This is a genomic window from Exiguobacterium sp. s46, assembly GCF_018618875.1.
Lineage (GTDB): Bacteria > Bacillota > Bacilli > Exiguobacteriales > Exiguobacteriaceae > Exiguobacterium_A > Exiguobacterium_A abrahamii.
Map to the genome: position 1 here is coordinate 65,552 of NZ_JACSMY010000001.1, position 20,014 is coordinate 85,565.

The window sequence follows — 20,014 nt, forward strand, 5'->3', positions numbered from 1 at the left end:
GATGAACCATATGCATATTGGTCGTGCCGGTAGTGGGAAAACGACACAATTGATCGAGCGCGTCGTACAAGAACTCGAGCAACGACCATTAGGGGAGAAGATGTATTTCATCGTTCCGGATCAAATGTCATTTGAAATGGAGCGGCGGATTGCGACAGATGAACGGATAGCAGGTCTTGTTCGTCTTGAGGTCATGAGTCTACGGCGCTTTGCGTTTCATATCTTACGCGATTACGGGAATCAAGCGATTCCATTTCTCGATGAGACGGGGACACAGCTATTACTGCGACAGGTCGTCGAGGAATCAGAAGACGAACTGAAGATTTTTAAACGAACTAAAAACATGCCAGGATTTTTCCAAGGACTTGATGAGCTCATCGCGTCGTTTAAACGCTCGTTGATTGAGCCAGACATGTTGCGTCAAGTGAGTGATCGCTCTCTCGAACGGTCACCGAAATTAAACGACCTTGCGTTGATTTATGAGCGCTTTACGGAACGAATTGTCGATAAAGCACTCCATGCAGACGATTACTATACGACGTTGCTCGAATTACTTCCAAAAGCGCGACTGGATCAAGCGACGATCATCGTCGACGGATTTTATGAATTTTCGCTCCAGGAACAACAAGTTTTACTCGCCTTGATGCAACAAGTGGCTGAAATGCATATTAGTTTTACGATGGATGCAACGGATCCTTATGCGAAACAAACTTCTTTTGGTGTGTCTCAGCGGTGCTACATGCAATTGATCGGTCAGATGCAGGAACTGTCGATTCCATATGAAGAAATTTTGTATGATCAACCAATCAAGTTTCAATCAGAAGGGCTACGACATTTGGAGCAGGCCTTGTTGAAGCCGGGATATCCTCCTGTCGATCATGACATTGAGGGCTTTCAGATGACAGCTGCAGTTAACCGTCAAGTTGAAGCAGAATCAGCCGTGCGGAAAGCGATTCAACTCGTTCGACAAAAAGGGTATCGGTTTCATGAGATGGCATTCGTCGTGCGACATCTTGAGCCGTATGCGGATCACTTGGAACGAGCCTTCCACATGTATGATGTTCCATATTTCTTGGATCAACGTGAGTCGATGGTTCATCATCCACTCGTTGACTTGATTCAATCTGCTTTAGACATCGTAACGTCGGGTTATCGGGAAGAAACGGTCTTTCGTTTACTGAAGACGGAGCTCTTGCCGATTCCCGCAGAAGATGCGCGTCTAGCGCTCGATCGTTTTGAGACCTTCGTGCTCGAACGCGGCATCAAAGGGTCGATGTGGCAACAACCGTGGCAATTAAAGCGGCGCCTAGCAGAGGAAGTTCGCTTAACGGAAGAGGAGCTTGCGCAAGAAGAAGAACTGAACCATTTACGAACATTCGTCGTCGACTTGATTGAACCGTTGCACCGTCGGCTGAAACAGGCGAAGACGATGAGCGCGTATACGAAAGGTCTTTATCAATTCCTTGAAGAACAAAAAATTGCAGAACGTTTAATGGAATGGCGTAAGCAAGCACTAGAGCAGGATCAATTACTTGTTGCGCGCGAGCATGATCAAGTATATGAAGCGATACTTCATCTATTCGAGCAGCTAGAAGCTGCTGCGCCTGAGCATACCTTATCAACGGATTTGTTCGTCCAGATGGTCGAGACAGGACTTGAGAGCCTTCGTTTTGCACTTGTTCCGCCATCGCTCGATCAAGTCATCGCGACGGACTATGTCCGTGGACGATTACAACGAGTAAAAGTCGTCTTTTTACTCGGAGCGAATGATGGTCTGATTCCGTTCGTTCAAGATCAATCAAAGTTACTGTCCGAAAATGATCATGACTTTTTACATGAGCATGGTATTCCGGTTGGAAAAGCGTCTCTTGATGTGTTTGATGATGAGCTGTTTTACCTGTATCAAGGGATGATGGCTCCAAGTGAAGCCTTGTATGTCAGTTACGCACTTGTCGATGAAGAAGGTAAGGCGCTTCAGCCGGCAGCGATCACAAAACAATTAAAGCGACAATTGTTGCTCGATCGTCCGATCAAAACACACTTTGCGGAAGCTGGGGAACACGCACCGCAAGAACAACTTGATTTCGTAACGAGTCCAGATCGCGCGGCAGCAGCGACGGCGATCGAGCTGCGCCGTTTGCAACGACGTTATCCGATTCAGCCGATTTGGTTCGAAGTGTACAATACGCTTCTCGAAAACGGACAGGGACGTGAACGGATGGGGTTATTCTCGAGTGCCTTGTTCTATCAAAATCAAGCGGAAGCCTTGCCGGAAGGTTTGGCGCATCGTCTATATGGTGATTCACTGCAAGCGAGCGTTTCGCGTTTTGAGACCTATAACGCCTGCTCGTATAAGCATTTTGCTCGATACGGACTTCGTTTACGCGAGCGGAAGCTGTATAAATTTGAAGCACCGGACATCGGGAATCTGTTCCACGGCGCATTAAATGATCTGTCGCTCAGTATTAAAGCTTCTGGACGACACTGGCGAGAGATCGACGGCGAGACGTGCGGAACACTTGCGAAGGAAGCTGTCGAAAAGGTGACACCGGAAATTCAGAATGCGATCTTGATGAGTTCGAGTCGGTTCGGGTATATCAAGAAAAAATTGACGGATGTCGTCGAACAAACAGCTAAAATGCTTGTGGAACAAGCAAAACGAACAGATTTTGAACCTGACTTATTTGAAATCAGTTTTGGGAATGCGACGTTCCCGCCATTACGCTTTACGTTACCGGATGGAACAGAAATTGAATTCACGGGTCGCATCGACCGGATTGATCAGGCGACGATTGGTGATCAGCTATACGTTCGAATCATTGATTATAAATCAAGTGCTCGAGGACTTGATTTTGCGGAAATCTATTATGGGCTTGCGATTCAGATGTTGTTGTATTTGAAGACGGTCGTGGAGCAATCGGAGCTGCTCTATCAACAGCAGGCAAAACCAGCTGGTGCGTTATATTTCCACGTCAAAAACCCGATGTTACGGGGCGATTTATCGGCTGACGAAGAAGAGCGCAACCAACTGTTACTCGAGTCCTATCAAATGCAAGGCGTCATTCTCGAGAATGACGAGGTACTACGAGCGATGGATCATATTGCGTACGATGAACGAAAAAAATCACCGCTCGTCAAAGTGACATTCACAAAAAACGGACTGCATAAGACGCAGACGAAAGGTGTCGTACAAGAGGAAGATTTATCAGCGCTGATGGATCATGCATGGGAGGCATTAAAAGACAGCAGTCAAGATATCTATGATGGGGATATCGCCATCAATCCATTCGATTATCAGGAACGGACACCGTGTAGTTTTTGTGAGTATCGTTCAGTCTGTCAGTTCGATGAATCGCTTGGGAATCAGTATCGCCCATTAAAACCGATGTCTGAAAAAGAGGTACTGGAACGGTTGAAGGAGGAAGAAGAATGAGCGTGCGTTGGACGGAAGAACAACAACAAGCCATTTCAGCTAGAGGTGGACATATCCTCGTCTCAGCGGCAGCGGGATCAGGGAAGACAGCGGTCCTCGTTGAACGGCTGACGCAACGATTGATTGATCCCGAAGATGAGTTGTCGGCTGATCGGATTCTCGTCGCTACCTTTACGAATGCGGCAGCACGTGAGATGAAGACGCGGGTCATTGAGGTGATGGACCAGCGCATCAAAGAGGCACCGGATGATTTGTATTTGAAAAAACAGCGTCAATTAATGAACCGGGCACAAATTACAACGATTCATTCGTTCTGTTTGTCGATTCTGCGCGAGAATTATTACCGGATTGGTCTAGATCCTGCGTTTCGAATTGCCGATGAATCTGAATTACTGTTATTGCAAGACGATGTCTTAGAAGCGGTCTTTGAGTCCTTTTATGCTTCTGAGGACCCGGGATTCTATGATTTGATTGATAGTTATACGTCAGATCGGGATGATCAAGCGATGCTGACACTGATTTCGAATCTCTATCGGTTTTCCCGTTCCTTACCGGATCCGGAAGCTTTTTATGCACATTTAATCAGTCAGTACGATCAGCCAATTGACCCGGATGATTCTCCACTCATGCAACGACTAGTCGAATTAGAGTGGGAAAGTCTCTCGAATTTATTAGGACGTTACCGAGAACTTGCTTTTGAGCTGGAGCAGTCTGGTTATACGGAAATGGGACAGATGATGCGTCAGGACATTGCTCCTTTTACCTCGCTTGAGACGTCGGCACGCCACTGGTCGATGGTTGCGCTTGCTTTTCAAGCAGTAGAGTTCGGTCGCTGGAAGAGTCCACGCGGGGATGAAGGAATCAAACCGTTTCAAGCAGAGCGGACGCGACTCGTAGCGGAATTCAAGAAAATGAAAGAGCTGTTCGTCCAAAAGACTGGTGTTGATTACTTGGAGGACTTGCGGTCGCAGCTTCGACACGTGGAGACGATCGTGACACTCGTACGTCAATTTGCAAGCGATTATCTCGAAGCGAAACAACAACGTGGTATCGTCGATTTTTCGGATCTTGAACATTTTGCATTAGAGATCTTGACGGACGAAGGACAACCGTCAGACGTGGCAAAACTTCTGAAGGAACGTTTCGTCGAAGTACTCGTCGACGAATATCAAGATACGAACGAGGTTCAGGAACGTATCATCCAATTGGTCTCGAAAACAGATGAGGCAACAGGAAATCTCTTCATGGTCGGTGACGTCAAACAATCCATCTATAAATTTCGCCATGCAGAGCCAGGACTGTTCCTTGAAAAATTCAAACGATTCCAACAGACCGATGTGGGAACACGGATCGATTTAACAAAAAACTTCCGGAGTCGTCTTGAAGTGCTGGATGGAACGAATCAAATTTTCCGCCAAGTAATGGATGAGACGGTCGGGGAGATTGATTACGATGAAGCCGCTCACCTTCGACTCGGGAATCTGAGTTATCTCGAATCGGAGCAAGTGGCACCTGAATTACTTTTGATTGATCCACTTGATAGTGAAAAGGAAGAGGTTGAAGCACGAGCGATTGCAACGCGAATTTTAGAACTCGTTGATTCGAAACATCCACATTTAATCTATGATGCGAAAGCCAACCGATTCCGGACCTGTGAATACCGCGACATCGTCGTCTTAGCACGGTCGCGTGGTAAGCGTGTCCAAGCGCTTGTCGAAGTGCTCGAACAGTATGAGATTCCGGTCTATGCGGATACGACAGGCGGATACTTCCAAGCGACGGAAATTCAAATCATGATGGCATTGCTCAAGACGATCGATAATCCGCTTCAAGACATTCCATTCGCGAGTCTGTTACGATCGCCGATTTTTGGGGTGACGGATCGAGATTTAGGACGGATTCGAGCAAAACAAAAAGAAGGAAGCTTTTATGAGGCAGCACTAGCAATGGCGGCAGAGGAATCATCACTCGGAATTCGAATGGATGAAATCATCCGTCAGATTCAATCATGGCGAACTGAAGCACGTGGGAGTGCCCTACCTGCCTTCATTCGATCGCTCTTTGATCAGACCGGCTATTTTGAATACGTCGGCTGTCTCGCCGGAGGCAAAAGTCGTCAAGCCAACTTGAACGCTTTATATGAGCGAGCGAAGCAATATGAGACGTCCGGTTATCGTGGCCTCTATCGTTTCCTTCGTCTAATCAATCGATTAATTGAACGAGGAGAAGACTTCGCAGAAGCCCGTTCGCTTGGAGAAGACGAGGACGTCGTTCGCATCATGACGATCCACCAATCAAAGGGACTCGAGTTCCCCGTGACGATCGTCAGCCAATTGACGAAGCAATTCAACAAACAGGATCAAATGCAGGCGATTCAGTTGCATAAGACGTATGGCATTGCCCTAGATGCGATTGATCCGATTCGTCGTTTGCGATCTGGGACACTCTTAAAAGAAGTCATCCGCCGGGAAATGGATCGAGAGATGAAGGCAGAAGAGATGCGCGTCTTGTATGTTGCGATGACTCGAGCGAAGGAAAAGCTGATTCTCGTCGGGACAGTCAAGGATTTAGAGGCTCAACTGGCGACCTGGCAGATGACGCCACCAGATGAAGTCTTACTACCTGAAAATGATCGACGCCAAGCGAAGAGTTACGCGGAATGGGTCGTTCCGGCAGTCTTACGCAGTAGTTTACTACGTCCGGATGAGACGGATTGGTCGATTCGTGTGATGTCGTTAGAGGAGTTAGCACCGTATCAAGAAATCTCAACACTCGTGGAGCAACTCGAACATGTTCAGAAGCTTGAAAAAATCGATGTGCCGGTTAATTCACAAGTCAAAGAAATCGTCGAAGCGGCATTTTCGTATCAGTATCCGCATGCGCTTGCGACAGAGACGGCAGCAAAACAGACCGTCACGGAACTGAAGCGGGCGGAGCAACTGGAGCGTGCAGCATTCGAAACGACATATCGCCAGACGACGTATTACCGTACGCCACAATTCCTAGGACCTGTTTTAAGTGGAGCGGAACGAGGAACGGTCTTACACTTAGCGATGCAATTATATGAACCGGACGAACCGATTTCGCAACAAATTGATCAGTGGGAAGCAACGGAACGCATTACGCCGATTGAAGCGACGACGATGCGGGAAGCGACAACACAGTTACAAGGATTCCTCGACTCTGAAATCGGACAATTGTTCAGCGAACGATTACGGACGAACCACGTCTATCGAGAGTTGCCATTCACATATAAGATTGGGGCATCGCGTTTCCGGAAAGACTGGACAGGTCCAGTGGATGACGCAGTCATGCAAGGAATCGTCGATTGTTTGATTCAGGATGGAGAGTCCTATATCTTGCTCGATTATAAATCGGATCAAATCGTTACGGCGGAAGTCGGACAGACAGCTGCTGATGTGTTACGGGATCGGTACGCAACTCAGTTGAATCTGTATCAAGAAGCGTTAGAAGCGATTCTTCATATTCAAATTTCACGCAAGGTCATCTATGCGTTTGCTTTAGAAGAAACGATTGATTTAGTTTAATTTAATTTTGATACGATCGAGACCTTCCTCGTCCTCCTACTTCAGGTAGAGATGAGGGAGGTTTTAGTATGGGTCGAAAGAGGGATGAGGAATAAGGAGATAAAATCAGTTTCTAAAGTGATTTCCGTTTCTTATTGTGAAAGAACTGTGTAAAATAAAGAAGATATGTTACTTTGGTGATGGATAATTTTGGGAGGTTTTAATAGATGGCACGTATTTTATTAGCAGAAGACGAAGATGTCTTACGAATGTTAGTACTCGATACACTAGAAGATGAAGGATATACGATCGACGAAGCGACGGACGGTGACGAAGCGTATCAAAAAATCATGAACGCTGAGTATGATCTCGTTTTACTCGATTACATGATGCCTGGAATGACAGGGATTGAAGTCATCGAGAAAGTCCGACAACATCCAGATAAGCAACACTTAAAAATCATGATGTTGACGGCTAAAAGTCAACAATCAGACCGCGAACGAGCAGAAGAAATTGGTGCAAATTACTTTTTCTCGAAGCCATTTAGTCCGTTAGAACTGATTGATGTCGTGGGAGGAATACTGAGTGATCACCAAGTGGATTAATCGAAAACTCGGGCGCCAACTCATGGCCTCCTTTTATGTCGTATTAGCTACATTGATGATTTCATCATTGATCGTCTACAACTACACCGATACGAAACTGCAGGCGACTCGGGCGAAATTAGAAGATATCCGTGACCGGAGTGCACGTGCGGGTGCTTTATGGGAAGAGTGGCAGGATGTCCAGTTCAACATGCGCGGTTATGCCTTGATGGGGAATGGTGATCTATACAATCAAGTCATGGCTCAACAAGATAAGATTGATCAGCAGACAGAATGGTTCGAAAAAAATGCGATTTATGATCAAGGAAAGGCATTCGCCCAGTCCTCGAGAGAATTGTATGGTTATTATTTCGATGCGATTTTGCCGCTTATTCAATCCTATGTCCAAGCGAAAGAATCTGGAGATGTCACGGAATCCTTCTTAAAAGGAACAACACTTGCTGAACTGCCACTTGGTCAGCAATTATTAGCTGAAGGTAAGATTCAATTAGATGCTCAAGGAAACATTGATGTACTTTCGGAAATCAATAAGAGCGAGCTAGCACTCGGCGGTTATCGTGAATTTTTGGAGGATTGGGCACAACGGACGAGCGACCAACTGGAACGGGAAATCCGGACGACACAGCTGATTTGGTTAGCGAATATCGTCGTCTTACTTGCCGTCTTGATTTTCTTTATTTATCCGTTTATTCGCCGCATCACGATGGAATTATTATCTCTCGTCAAGAACAGTCAACGGCTTGCGAACGGTGAAGATGTTTCGAGCGTCAAAGTACCGAATCGTAAAGATGAAATCGGAATCCTGGCGTTATCCTTCAATCAGATGGCAAGTTCGATTTCCGAGAACAAGCAGCATTTATTAGCGAAAAATGAAGAATTACAGGCGCAACAGGAAGAATTACAAGCACAGCAGGAAGAATTGCAAGCACAGCAAGAAGAACTCGAAGAAGCATTAGAGCTGACGATGCGGAATGAGCAACATTTGCAGTATCGGAATGATTTGACAGAAACGCTCGCGGCACGTGAGTCGTTGACTGCTTATCCAGAAATCATTGAGAAGCTCGTCACGATCACAGATTCTGAGATTGGTGCATTAGTATTTGTTGATGAAGAAGATAGTTATTCTGTCGTTACGTATGGAATGACGGATGAATTGGCAGAACAGCTGCTTCAAAACGATGCGTCTCTCTTAAAACGAGCTGAGTCACTAAAGTCACCTGTTCATTCTTCTAAACAAGTCGCAAGCAATCATCCACTGCCGTACCCGTACTATATGTACGAAACAGCTGTACCGATTCTTGAACCGACGTCTGGTGACATCATCGCGTATATCTACCTTGTCCGTTATCGCGATCAGTTTACGAACGAACAGATGCGTGATGTCATGTCCTTCTCCCGTCAATTATCGCTATCGCTTTTACGGATGCGGTTGTTTGACGAGATGACGAAAGAGAAAACGAAGACAGAGCGGATTCTCGATTCGATTCGAGAGGCGGTCATCTATCTTGAACCGGGTAAAGAAGAGGTCTTCGTCAATCGACCATTATACGATTTATTCCCGGAATTACGTTATGGTGTTCAGACTGAACAGGAGACATTGCAAACGTGCTTAGAAGTCATTCGATCCGTCGTCGACGAACCAGAAGTCTTTAGCCGTTATGTTGATTCAGTTCTGCGTGGAGAATTACCGACCGATAGTTTACAGTTCTCGATTCGAAACGAAACGGTATTCATTCAATTTTATGTCGAGGTGATCCATATCCATCACGTACATAAAGGAACGATGCTCGTCATGCGTGATGTAACGAAAGAGACTGAAATGGATCGTTTGAAATCAGAACTCGTTTCAACCGTCTCTCATGAACTTCGGACGCCACTCTCTTCGATTTACGGATTTACAGAACTCATGCTCAACCGAGACATCGAAGAGTCGCGCCAAGATCGATATTTGCGGACGATCCATTCCGAAACGGAACGTCTTGCGAATCTCGTCAATGATTTCTTAGATGTCCAGCGCATGGAGTCGGGCACACAATCGTATAAAAAAGCATCCGTGAACATCTATACGATTGCTGAAGAAACGACACAATTTTATGCGGCTTCGACACAGGCTCATCGGATTACGTTCCGTCACGAGGGAAATCAGTTGCCTGTCATTGAAGCAGACGAAGAAAAAATCAGACAGTTGCTCAATAATTTATTGAATAATGCGGTGAAATATTCACCATCTGGTGGTGCGATCGATGTCGTACTCATGACATCACTTGATCAAGTCATTCTTCAAGTTCGAGATGAGGGAATCGGGATTCCAGAACAATCGCTGAGTCGTCTATTCGAAAAGTTCTATCGCGTCGATAACTCGGATAGTCGAAAAATTGGTGGGACTGGTCTAGGACTAGCTATCTGTAAGGAAATCGTCACGGGTCATGGTGGAGAAATTCATGTCGAGTCAGTCGTGAAGGAAGGTAGTCTTTTTACCGTCAAATTTCCACTTGTCCAGTCTACACATGTGACGATCTCCTGAAAAAACCATATATCAACAAAATAACACTAGGTGTTCGTCCTGAAATCAGATACGATGAAATAGGAAAAGAAAGGAGGAAATGAAATGACAATCACAGCATTCGTTCACACACACGTCTTACTTTGGGTACTTTTATTGGTTACGTTCTTCGTCGCTTTTTCGATGTACAAGAACAACAAAAAAGCTGCAAAAGGGATTCATATGGCGTTCCGTCTGTTGCTTTTATTGACATTCGCGACAGGTCTTTATCTGTACATCAAAATCATGGGGATGTCTGAAAATCCAGACCCACTCTACCATGCGAAGATTACACTCGGCTTATTGTCGCTCATCTTCGGAGAGTTGACACTTGTTCGACTTAAAAAAGGAAAAGCTTATTCCGGTTTCGTCATCGGATTCATCGTGCTTGTCCTTGTGACAGTATTCCTAGGCTATTCACTCCCATACGGTATGAAATTCTTCTAAGTTCATGCGGGATCAAAGAGTCCTTTTCGACCTCATAGGTTGAAAAGGGCTCTTTTTGTCATGTTCGTTAGTAATTTTTGTTTACAAGTGGTTGTTATTTGGGAAAAGGGATGTATTACACAGTAGAGAGGGGAACGCTTGTGGCACAGTTGAAGGAATGGACGAAAGTTTTCCGGGCACGAAAATGGATGAAACGCGCAGAACCGGTGTTACCACTTTGGCATGGGTATATCGGTTATAAATATGGATTATTCGATGCTCTTCAAACAGGAGCAACACAAGCAGAGGCACAGCTACGGATGCAGCGTCCGCTGACACAGGAAGCGTTATCCCGCTGGTTCGAAGTCGGCGTCGCAGTCGGTCACTTGAAGAAAAAAGATTTACGCTATACAGCGACTCGCCATGTTCTTCCGGAACTCTCTCAATCAGACGATCGGAGTATCGGATTCATGTTATCGGAAATGATGGAGCTGCACTTGCCAGCACTATTCTCTTATCCTCAATTTTTAGAAGAGGGTCAACAAAAGACCTTTAATGGAGAGGAACATGGAGACATCGTGGCTGAAACTTCAGCTCTCGTTGAGACTGTTGCTTTCCCAGCAGTACGCCATATCATTCGGAGTCGTAATCTGACCTCACTTCTTGATATTGGTTGTGCTTATGGTGGGTATCTCCGTAAAATCCATGAGGCATTGCCGGACTTACGACTCGCCGGAATCGATATTGAAGAATCCGTCATCGCAGAAGCAAAACGACGAGATACGAGCGGAGAGATTGATTTTGTCGTTGGAGACATCAAAACGTTTGATGTCAAAGAGACATATGACGGTGTCATGATGAATAATATTTTGTATTACTTCCCGCAACCGGAACGCCTTGCACTATTAAAAGGAGTTCGTCGTTTCGTCAAGGATGATGGAACAGTCATTCTCGTCACACCATTACGTGACAGTTCACATGGTGCACCTTTCTCAGCAGCATTCAATGCCTTCATGACGTTGCATGAGAATCTGTATCCATTACCAAGTAAGGAAGAATTGAAAGAAGATCTAACGAAAGCTGGGTTTGAAAACATTTCGATCACACCATTCTTAAAAGAAGGTGCCTGGTATATCGTCACTGCAAACGCCACTTCCTAAGCGAAGTCTGGCGTTTTTACAGTTGGAAGACAGTTCAAATTTGTTGCTTTTACTATGTGCTTAGTATAATAGTTGAAACGATGAGAGATAAAAAGGAGAGATTTGGGTGAAGCGACGCGTAGCAGTGATTGGAGCAGGACCTGGGGGACTTGCATGTGCCTTGTTATTAGCAGGAAAAGGAGTAGACGTCACCGTTTACGAAAAACAAACGCAAGTCGGTGGACGAACTTCTGCCGTCAAGCTAGGTGACTATACGTTCGATCGAGGACCAACATTCCTTAATATGCCGCATATTTTAGAAAACGTTTTTCACGAAGCCGGTTTACGATTAGAAGATTATTTAGATTTAAAGGCGCTTGATCCGATGTATACACTCTATTTCAAAGGCGGAACAGAGGAGTTTACGATGACGACGGATCGGGACCGGATGAAAGAGGCAATCGAACGACAATTTCCTGGAAACGGGGAAGGGTACGATCGATTCATGGCAGAGCAAGCACTTAAGCTTGGAAAACTCATGCCAATCTTACAGACACGTCACGATCGGCTGACGGATTACTTATCACCGCGTGTCTTAACGGCACTTCCGCGCCTATCGCTCGGACGATCGCTTTATGATGTTTTATCCGACTACTTCACGAGCGAAGAATTGAAGTATTCTTTTACATTCCAAGCGAAATACTTAGGCATGTCAGCTTGGGAATGTCCAGGTGGTTTTTCGATCTTGTCTTACATGGAACATGCTTACGGTGTCCATCATCCGATTGGTGGAATGCATCAAGTACCGCTTGCAATGCAACGTGCGATCGAAGAGCTAGGCGGAACCGTACAGTTAGGTGCGGGCATCGAACAATTGATCTTAAACGGAAAAGCTGTCGAAGGAGTCATCCTCGAGTCAGGTCAACATGAGTTATTCGATGAAGTCATCATCGGTGCTGATTTTGCGCATGCGATGAATCATCTGGTGCCGGAAGGGGTTCTGAAAAAATGGTCCCGACCAAAAATTGACCGTAAAAAATTCTCGTGTTCGACGTTCATGTTATATCTTGGTGTCAACCAGACGTTCGATGCACCACACCATACGATTTACTTTGCAGAGGATTATGAGAAAAACGTTCGCGAGATGACGCAGACTTTAGAATTATCGGATGACTTTTCGTTCTATGTCCAAAATCCATCCGTGATTGATCCAACGCTAGCACCTGAAGGCAAGTCTGCTATGTATGTCCTAGTGCCAGTGCCGAACAATTACTCTGAACTTGATTGGTCGATCGAAGGACCGAAACTACGTCGTCGTGTTCTGGACGCTCTTGAAACGCGTTCACCGTATAAAGGGATTGAGGCGGCAATCGAAGTCGAAGAGATGTTCACGCCAGACGACTGGGAAGCGATGGGGATCCATCAAGGCGCGACGTTCAATCTCGGTCATCAGTTGACACAGATGATGTACTTCCGCCCGCATAATCAATTTGAAGAGCTCGATCATCTGTATCTCGTCGGAGGTGGCACACATCCGGGTAGCGGATTACCGACGATTTTCGAATCCGCGCGTATTACGGCAGAACTCGTGCTCAAAAAAGAAGGGGTGCGGACATGAAGATAGGATTCGTAGGAGCCGGTGTCGGTACACTGCATGCAGCGCTTTTGCTGACAGCAAGACATCCTGGAGTCGAGATTACGATTTTTGAAAAAGAAGCGCATGTCGGTGGTCGATTACGATCCGTCGATTTTGAATCGGGTGGCCGCATCGATGAAGGTCCGACGATCGTTCTGATGCCAGGCAAGTTAAAAGAGCAGTTAGCAGAAGCCGGCGTGACGGGAGTAGAACTTGAACGGGTCGATCCATTGTATGACCTTCACTTCGACGATGGTACCGTCGTCACGAAAGTAGCCGATGTCGTGGATCAAGCGATCGCGATCGAACGTCAATTCGGTGAAGGTCGTGGATTTTATGAATTCATGCATCAAAAAGAAAAGGATTATGAGACGAGTGTATCGAAATTTTTAGAACGTGGTTATCGTCGGAAGACGGAGTTGTTGCACCCAGACATGATGCGTCCATTATTACAGATGCATGCTCTAGAGACTGCACATGACCATTTGAAGCGATACTTCAAGAGTAAATATTTGCGCATGGCATACAGTTTCCCAACATTTTATATCGGCGGAAACCCTTATACGACACCGTCGATTTACGGTTTGATTCCGTACCGGGAACAAGCAGAAGGTGTCTGGTATGTAAAAGGTGGCTATTTCTCGCTTGCTGAACGCATGTACGACACATTAGTCGAACGTGGTGTCCGATTCGTCTTCGAGGCACCCGTTGAACGAATCGTCGTCGACCAAGGACAGGCAAAGGAAATCGTCTTACAAGATGGCACACAGGAAGCATTCGATCAAATCGTACTAAATGGAGAGTTTCCATTGATGGAACGCCTTGTAGAAGGTAAACAGCCTAAGACCTATACACCTTCAGGCGGTACGCTATTGCTATATTTCAAGATGAAAGGGAAAGTCGATTTACCGGTGCATCGCTTTTTGATGCCAAACGACTTGGAACCGCTCATGACGAATATCTTTAAAAAAGGACGATTACCTGAACATCCGGCAGTCTATCTGTTCCATCCGAGTCGGATTGACCGTAGTTTAACAGGAACGGACGATAGCGTCGTCTATTCATTAATTCCTTCTCCGCGTGGCTATGGTGTAGAAGATTATGAAAAAGTAGACTTCATTGAGACCGTACTTGAAAAAATCGAGCATCATCATCCGGGATTCCGGGAAAAGATACAAGAAATGAAGATTCGTACACCGAATGATGCACAGGCCTTTGGATTATATCAGGGAGGTAGTTTTGGGATTGCGCCGACGATTCGCCAATCGGCTGCCTTAAAGACACAGGCAAAACCGTATCCGGATATCGATCGATTATATGCTGTCGGTGCATCGGTGCATCCGTGTGGAGGAGTACCAGTCGTCATGATGGGCGCAACGATACTCGTAAACCGAATGGAACAAGAGATGGGGTGGAAACATGAATTCAGTGACGATCCAGAACGCGTATATCAAATGTGAGGAAGTCATTCAGTCCGGATCTAAGACGTTCTATAAAGCCTTTTCACTCTTACCAAAAGCAGATCGACAAGCTGTTTATGCCATCTATACATTTTGCCGGTTCCTCGATGATACCGTCGATGAGTCGGATACGCCGAAAGAGAGTTTACTAGCTTTCTTGAATGAATTCAAACGGTTCCGTGATGGCGAAGTACTAGACAAACCGTTATGGATTGCGTTGGCAGACGTATTTGAACGTTATGAAATGGATGAGACACCATTTCTTGAGCTCGCGGAAGGGATGCGTTGGGATATCGAGAAAAATCGTTATCAGACGCTTGAAGAGACAGAGCAATACAGCTACTACGTAGCGAGTACTGTCGGTTTGATGTTGTTGCCCATCCTTGCACCGCAACAGCCTGATCTCCGTAAGTCTGCTATTGATCTTGGAATCGCGATGCAATTAACGAATATTTTACGAGATGTTGGTGAAGATGCCAAGCGTGGTCGTATCTACTTACCACATTCTTGGATGGAAACGTATGGTGTCACAGCAGAATCGTTACTCGCTGGTCGTCCTTCAGGAGACTTTATCGGTCTCTGGGAAGAGGTTGCACTTCGAGCAGAGCATCTGTATGACGCAGCGATTCCATCGTTTGAACGGTATCCACGAGAGAGTCGGCGTGCTCTGAAGGCTGCTGCCTTCCTGTACCGTGGTATACTCGATGCAGCGCGGGATAATCACTATGACGTCTTTACAAAACGGGCGTACGTCAGCCGTTGGCAAAAAATGAAGTTACTTGCTACGATTTAATACATGACCATAGAAAAAAGACCTTGGCGGGGACCAAGGTCTTTTTTCTATGGTCTGAGACCGGGGAGTCTCAGATTACTTCTAAACCAGAGCGAACATCTGGACTACGAGATAGGTCTGTTTCGACCACGGGGATGGTCTTTTCTTTATCGAGCTATCTGTGGACCATTCGGATGAGACGATCTAAGGGGGAACGTCGTAAGTCATGCGAATGGACACACGATGAGTCACGTGATGAAATGGGTGGGTCCCATTTGATTTCGCTGGTTAGAAAAAGTAAGTTCTTCAACGCTCTTGACTCGGGGAAGTCACCTTGCGCTTGATTGAGGATGTGGGGTCAATCACTACCTCTTGAACTCGAAGTAATCGTATCAAATCTTAGTTGTCCGTACAAGTGATTGATATGCAATTCACATAACGTTCACAGGGTAGCGGCGACAGCAGAGACGATTCGTTCACTTGCTAGTTTTCCTGAAAGCGTCACCATTGGACTACCACCACCAGGATGCGTTGATCCACCGGCAAAAAACAAATTGTGAACATTCTTTGAACGGTTGCTCGGACGGAGGAAAGACGACCGGATGCCATTGGATGACAAGCCATATAACGAGCCGTGATAGGCAAAGAAGGTTTGTTCGATATCCTGTGGTGTGACCCGTTGTTCGAAGACGACATCAGATGAAATATCAATTCCAAATGACTGCAATCGCTGATTGATCAGTTGATCATACGTATCAAAATCAATTGCATGTCCAGTATCCGTTGCAGGTGCATTGACGAGCACGAATAAGTTATCACCCGCTTGTCCCATTTCTGGTGCTGTGACGGAAGAATTCGAGATATAGATCGTCGGCTCCTCAGCGTAACGTTTTTCATCAAAGAGTGCCTTGAACTCAGCTTCGTAATCCGAAGAGAAGAAGACGTTATGATGAGCCAGCCCTTCGATCCGACGTGAGAGACCGATACATCGGACATAGGCAGAAATCGACGGTTCGACTTGAGCAGGTGTCGGATTTTTAAAATCAGGTCGTGCCGTTTCTGAGATCAGACGTGGATATTGTGTCAACAAATCACCGTTCATGACGACGAAGTCAACCGGGAGATATTCCAAGTGATTCAATTCAATTTCCGTTGCTTGTCCATCGACGACTTCGATCTGTGTCACTTCATCGCCAAGACGGAAGACGACACCTAGTTCTTTTGCACGTCGGGCGAACCCTTCTGCGATTGCTGTATTACCACCATTTGTGAAGTAGACACCGTCATTTAGTTCTAAATGAGCGATTAAACTGAAGGTAGCGGGTGTTTGATACGGACTACTCCCGATATACGTCGCATAACGATCGAGTGCCTGAATTAACCCTTTATCCTTAAAGTAGTGCTTATGCAACCCATGAAGGTTTTGAAAGGGATGCACTTTCAACATGTCTCGCCAGAGGGAGGGGCGGATATACGAATCAATATTCGTAAAGAATTGTTGTTTTGCGATCGTATGCAACTTCGCCACTTCTTCTTGGTAACCTGTAATATCGTTCTTCGCCAACTGACCGTTCGTGAAACGATCTACTTCTGTCCGCATCGCTTCGCGTCCAGACGAAAATGTTAATGTTCTTCCGTCGGAAAAATGATTGACCGTATGACGTTCAAGTTTCGTGAATGTAAAGTACTCATCGGGATCCGCACCGGATTCAAGAATGACAGACTGAAAAACTTCCGGCATCGTGATCGTATTCGGACCAAAATCGAAGCGATGTCCTTCTGTGACGATCGGCATCATTTTACCACCGATATGTGTATTGCGCTCGATGACCGTGACGCGAAATCCTTTTGCTGCTAATGAGATAGCAGCGCTGAGTCCACCAAGACCGGCTCCGATGACAGCTATATGTTTCATGATACTGATTCCTCCTTATGAATAGGTCCTACCCTTCCATGTGATTTCCCGTTTCCTAAAGCTTCGAATCATCGCACTTGCTAGCAAGATGACATAAAGGAATACCGCCAGTGGATGGAGCCACCAAACATGTCGGATTCGTGCCGCACGATCGATCCGGAATCGTGCTAAATAAAGAAGAATCAGTGCGCCACCCATCTGCCAGGATGGGTGGAGGATGAGATAAGGTAGGACACTTGCTTGAACCAAGTAAAAGAGTAGAAAGTATGATCCGACGATATAAGAATTGTTCATCCCACGAAAGACATTCTTTAGAAAACCTTGCCAGACTTCTTCGTTCGTGGCGTACATATCGCAAGAAACTGCTGGGGCGACTTCGACGAGCGTCGTCGTCAACCCGTGTCGTTTAAATGTACGACAAAGTTCTAAATCGTCAACGAGAGCCGATTGGATGCTTTCATGTCCACCGACTTGGTCATACGCGTGTCGTTCGACGAGAACGACCATGCCGTTGGCTGCAGCAAACGCTGGATGTTTCACCTTGCGAAACGGAATCGGAAGATGCTGCGCGATAAGAACATGTTGCATCGGAATCAAACACTTCCCTAGAAACGTCGGTACAGGAAAGGACGGGAAACCGGAAAGGAAAACAGCTCGTTCTGTTCGTAACGTTCCGTATAAGCGACAAATCGCATCAGGTGTCAATGTCACATCAGCATCGAGAAATAACAGATAGTCCTCTGTCGTTCGTTTCGCGAGTTGATGACACGCATGGACCTTTCCTGCCCAGCCAGCTGGTAAGGGAAGACCATCAATCACTGTAAAACGGTCGTCTTGACCGATTCGATCGAGCAATAACTCGCGCGTCCAATCGGTCGAGCGGTCTTCATATAAGTAAACGTGCATCCCTGGTGTCAGAGCGGGTTCTAATGCGTCTAATAATTTTCGTACATTACGCTCCTCATTACGTAAAGGGATGCAAATTGCTAGACTATCTGGTTGAACGGGAGCCGTTAATCGTGGTAGAAAAGCTAAATTAATCCATGTATAGAGACAGACAGCTAGAGCGAAGAAGAGAAAGAACCAACTCATGACCGAAGGGCCCGTAACCAGCGCTCCGTTCGTGCAGGAAGTGGTTCCCTTCGGGTAGAGATACAGCGATACAAATCAACACGTTCCGCAATTGCATCTGCTCGAATGTCGTCGTATAAAGCAGTTAGTTCTACCGTCAGTCGTTTTGCCTGAGCACTTGACCGTTCGTTAGGTAATGGACGAAAGCGACGCGTCCGGATATAGACGTCCGGTTGCTGTTCATGACCATATGAATAATAAAAGGCGACGAGAGACACGTGATCCGTATGACGCGTCAAATGTGTGGCACCACTTGCTAAGCGAAGCGGACGGTCCTCTTGATGACGTTCCTCGCCTTGAGGAAACATCCAGACGCTGCTGCCATTTTGAAGTCGTTCTTTTGCATAATGAAGGCTTGTCTTGATATCAGCGAATGATGTCCGGTCAACAGAGAAAGCTCCGAGACGGGAGAAGAACGGGAAACGAGCAAGCCCTGCTTGATCAATCATGACATAGGGGTCGTGATGGAAACAGGTCTGATCCAAATGAAAAAGAATCATACCGTCCCACCAAGAACTGTGTGTAGCAAGCATGAGACCAGGGACAGGTAGATCGTCTGCTCGATATAAGACACGGTGGAAATGACGTCGGATCAAAGCATGATCGACATACGTATGAAATACGGATTCAGCTAATTTGCTTTTGTTTGCTTCTTTCAACGATAACCCCTCGTTTCACAATGAAATAGACGATGAATGCACTTAAGCTGACCAAAGTGACGCCATAGAGACCAGCAACTCCTGCTGTTACACCGAATAAAGTGTGCAACATCAAAAAGAGATACTGATTGTTTTGTTCGAGTGCGGCATCCGTCGCCTTGACTTGATATCGATTGATGAAAAAGGAAAAGACGAGCGCCGTTCCATACCACCCGAAGAAATTCTGTGTTGGAATATCGTAATACCAGCCACCGTCTTGCCAAAGCCAATACGATTTCACGTTAGCAGCAACTGGATCGATCGCTAAATCGAGCCAGACGGCAAACAATGGAACGAGAATCAATGTACTATAGCGAAACGAGAACAAACGGGAGAAAGCGAGACTCGCCCCCATGACCGATAGCCATGCAGCCCCGATCGTAATCGGCACACCTAATAATTGGACACCGAAATCCGACTCGTAACGATATGTTCCGAACGGCCAACCGGTATGGACCCCAATCGACTCAATGATGATCGAACCAAAGAAGATGAAGGGGATGACAAGACGTCCCTTCGGTAAGACATGCCAAAAATAGAGAGCTGCGTATAAGCCGGAAGCGAATAAAAAGACGGCATTGGCCCACTCGAGCCAAGGGGGAAGTAACGAAAAACCGACTAAGATCAAGCCGATGGTGAACCAAATCGAAAAGAAAATCCAAAGACGTTTATGAAACTGCTCCATGCGTGACATTCCTCCATTTCCAAAATAGCTTCTGTCATAAGTATA

At 46.1% G+C, this 20,014-nt stretch carries 13 protein-coding genes; 9 read left to right on the plus strand and 4 right to left on the minus strand.

Annotated features, from left to right (window positions below):
- Position 1 precedes the first annotated feature (1 nt).
- The 9 genes from addB (at position 2) to KNQ08_RS00450 (ending at position 15,561) form a co-directional block, all read left to right on the plus strand.
- A complete protein-coding gene (addB, locus tag KNQ08_RS00410; protein WP_214768935.1) occupies positions 2-3,433 on the plus strand; it encodes a helicase-exonuclease AddAB subunit AddB in 3,432 nt (1,143 codons plus the stop codon).
- Positions 3,430-6,981: a helicase-exonuclease AddAB subunit AddA gene (gene addA / locus KNQ08_RS00415; protein ID WP_214804357.1), complete on the plus strand. Its 3,552-nt coding sequence runs from the start codon at positions 3,430-3,432 to the stop codon at positions 6,979-6,981. Before addB ends, addA begins: the two co-directional genes overlap by 4 nt.
- Positions 6,982-7,187: 206 nt before the next feature.
- Positions 7,188-7,565 (plus strand): response regulator, encoded by a 378-nt coding sequence (locus KNQ08_RS00420; protein ID WP_023467390.1) that lies wholly within the window; start codon positions 7,188-7,190, stop codon positions 7,563-7,565.
- Complete coding sequence (locus KNQ08_RS00425; protein ID WP_214804359.1) at positions 7,546-10,089, plus strand: ATP-binding protein; 2,544 nt, start codon at positions 7,546-7,548, stop codon at positions 10,087-10,089. Before KNQ08_RS00420 ends, KNQ08_RS00425 begins: the two co-directional genes overlap by 20 nt.
- A gap of 84 nt (positions 10,090-10,173) precedes the next feature.
- On the plus strand, positions 10,174-10,554 hold the full coding sequence (locus tag KNQ08_RS00430; protein WP_214804361.1) for a DUF1516 family protein: 381 nt from the start codon (positions 10,174-10,176) through the stop codon (positions 10,552-10,554).
- Between the two features lie 140 nt (positions 10,555-10,694).
- On the plus strand, positions 10,695-11,693 hold the full coding sequence (locus tag KNQ08_RS00435; RefSeq protein WP_023467393.1) for a class I SAM-dependent methyltransferase: 999 nt from the start codon (positions 10,695-10,697) through the stop codon (positions 11,691-11,693).
- A gap of 106 nt (positions 11,694-11,799) precedes the next feature.
- Positions 11,800-13,290, plus strand: a complete 1,491-nt coding sequence (locus KNQ08_RS00440; protein WP_214804363.1) for a phytoene desaturase family protein — start codon at positions 11,800-11,802, stop codon at positions 13,288-13,290.
- The gene (locus KNQ08_RS00445) at positions 13,287-14,768 is read left to right on the plus strand and encodes a phytoene desaturase family protein (RefSeq protein WP_064300359.1); all 1,482 of its coding nucleotides are present in this window, start codon (positions 13,287-13,289) and stop codon (positions 14,766-14,768) included. Before KNQ08_RS00440 ends, KNQ08_RS00445 begins: the two co-directional genes overlap by 4 nt.
- Positions 14,728-15,561 (plus strand): phytoene/squalene synthase family protein, encoded by an 834-nt coding sequence (locus tag KNQ08_RS00450; protein WP_055966987.1) that lies wholly within the window; start codon positions 14,728-14,730, stop codon positions 15,559-15,561. The genes KNQ08_RS00445 and KNQ08_RS00450 overlap by 41 nt, the downstream gene beginning before the upstream one ends.
- A 421-nt stretch (positions 15,562-15,982) precedes the next feature.
- Here KNQ08_RS00450 and KNQ08_RS00455 read toward each other — a convergent pair whose 3' ends face one another.
- Genes KNQ08_RS00455 through KNQ08_RS00470 form a run of 4 tightly spaced genes read right to left on the minus strand, consistent with a single transcriptional unit; the run spans position 15,983 to position 19,969 of the window.
- A complete protein-coding gene (locus tag KNQ08_RS00455) occupies positions 15,983-17,455 on the minus strand; it encodes a phytoene desaturase family protein (protein WP_035398446.1) in 1,473 nt (490 codons plus the stop codon).
- A 15-nt stretch (positions 17,456-17,470) separates the two neighbouring features.
- Positions 17,471-18,547, minus strand: a complete 1,077-nt coding sequence (locus tag KNQ08_RS00460) for a glycosyltransferase family 2 protein (protein WP_214804365.1) — start codon at positions 18,545-18,547, stop codon at positions 17,471-17,473.
- Complete coding sequence (locus tag KNQ08_RS00465; protein WP_251133345.1) at positions 18,544-19,245, minus strand: lysophospholipid acyltransferase family protein; 702 nt, start codon at positions 19,243-19,245, stop codon at positions 18,544-18,546. Before KNQ08_RS00465 ends, KNQ08_RS00460 begins: the two co-directional genes overlap by 4 nt.
- Positions 19,214-19,969, minus strand: coding sequence for a carotenoid biosynthesis protein (locus KNQ08_RS00470; RefSeq protein ID WP_023467400.1), 756 nt, complete (start codon positions 19,967-19,969; stop codon positions 19,214-19,216). The genes KNQ08_RS00465 and KNQ08_RS00470 overlap by 32 nt, the downstream gene beginning before the upstream one ends.
- Positions 19,970-20,014: the final 45 nt, after the last annotated feature.

Excerpts from the sequence above, each read along its gene's own strand:
- addB (WP_214768935.1), top strand. The coding sequence starts at position 2 with ATGAACCATATGCATATTGGTCGTGCCGGTAGTGGGAAAACGACACAA.
- addA (WP_214804357.1), top strand. The coding sequence starts at position 3,430 with ATGAGCGTGCGTTGGACGGAAGAACAACAACAAGCCATTTCAGCTAGA.
- KNQ08_RS00420 (WP_023467390.1), top strand. The coding sequence starts at position 7,188 with ATGGCACGTATTTTATTAGCAGAAGACGAAGATGTCTTACGAATGTTA.
- KNQ08_RS00430 (WP_214804361.1), top strand. The coding sequence starts at position 10,174 with ATGACAATCACAGCATTCGTTCACACACACGTCTTACTTTGGGTACTT.
- KNQ08_RS00445 (WP_064300359.1), top strand. The coding sequence starts at position 13,287 with ATGAAGATAGGATTCGTAGGAGCCGGTGTCGGTACACTGCATGCAGCG.
- KNQ08_RS00450 (WP_055966987.1), top strand. The coding sequence starts at position 14,728 with ATGAATTCAGTGACGATCCAGAACGCGTATATCAAATGTGAGGAAGTC.
- KNQ08_RS00455 (WP_035398446.1), bottom strand. The coding sequence starts at position 17,455 with ATGAAACATATAGCTGTCATCGGAGCCGGTCTTGGTGGACTCAGCGCT.
- KNQ08_RS00460 (WP_214804365.1), bottom strand. The coding sequence starts at position 18,547 with ATGAGTTGGTTCTTTCTCTTCTTCGCTCTAGCTGTCTGTCTCTATACA.
- KNQ08_RS00470 (WP_023467400.1), bottom strand. The coding sequence starts at position 19,969 with ATGGAGCAGTTTCATAAACGTCTTTGGATTTTCTTTTCGATTTGGTTC.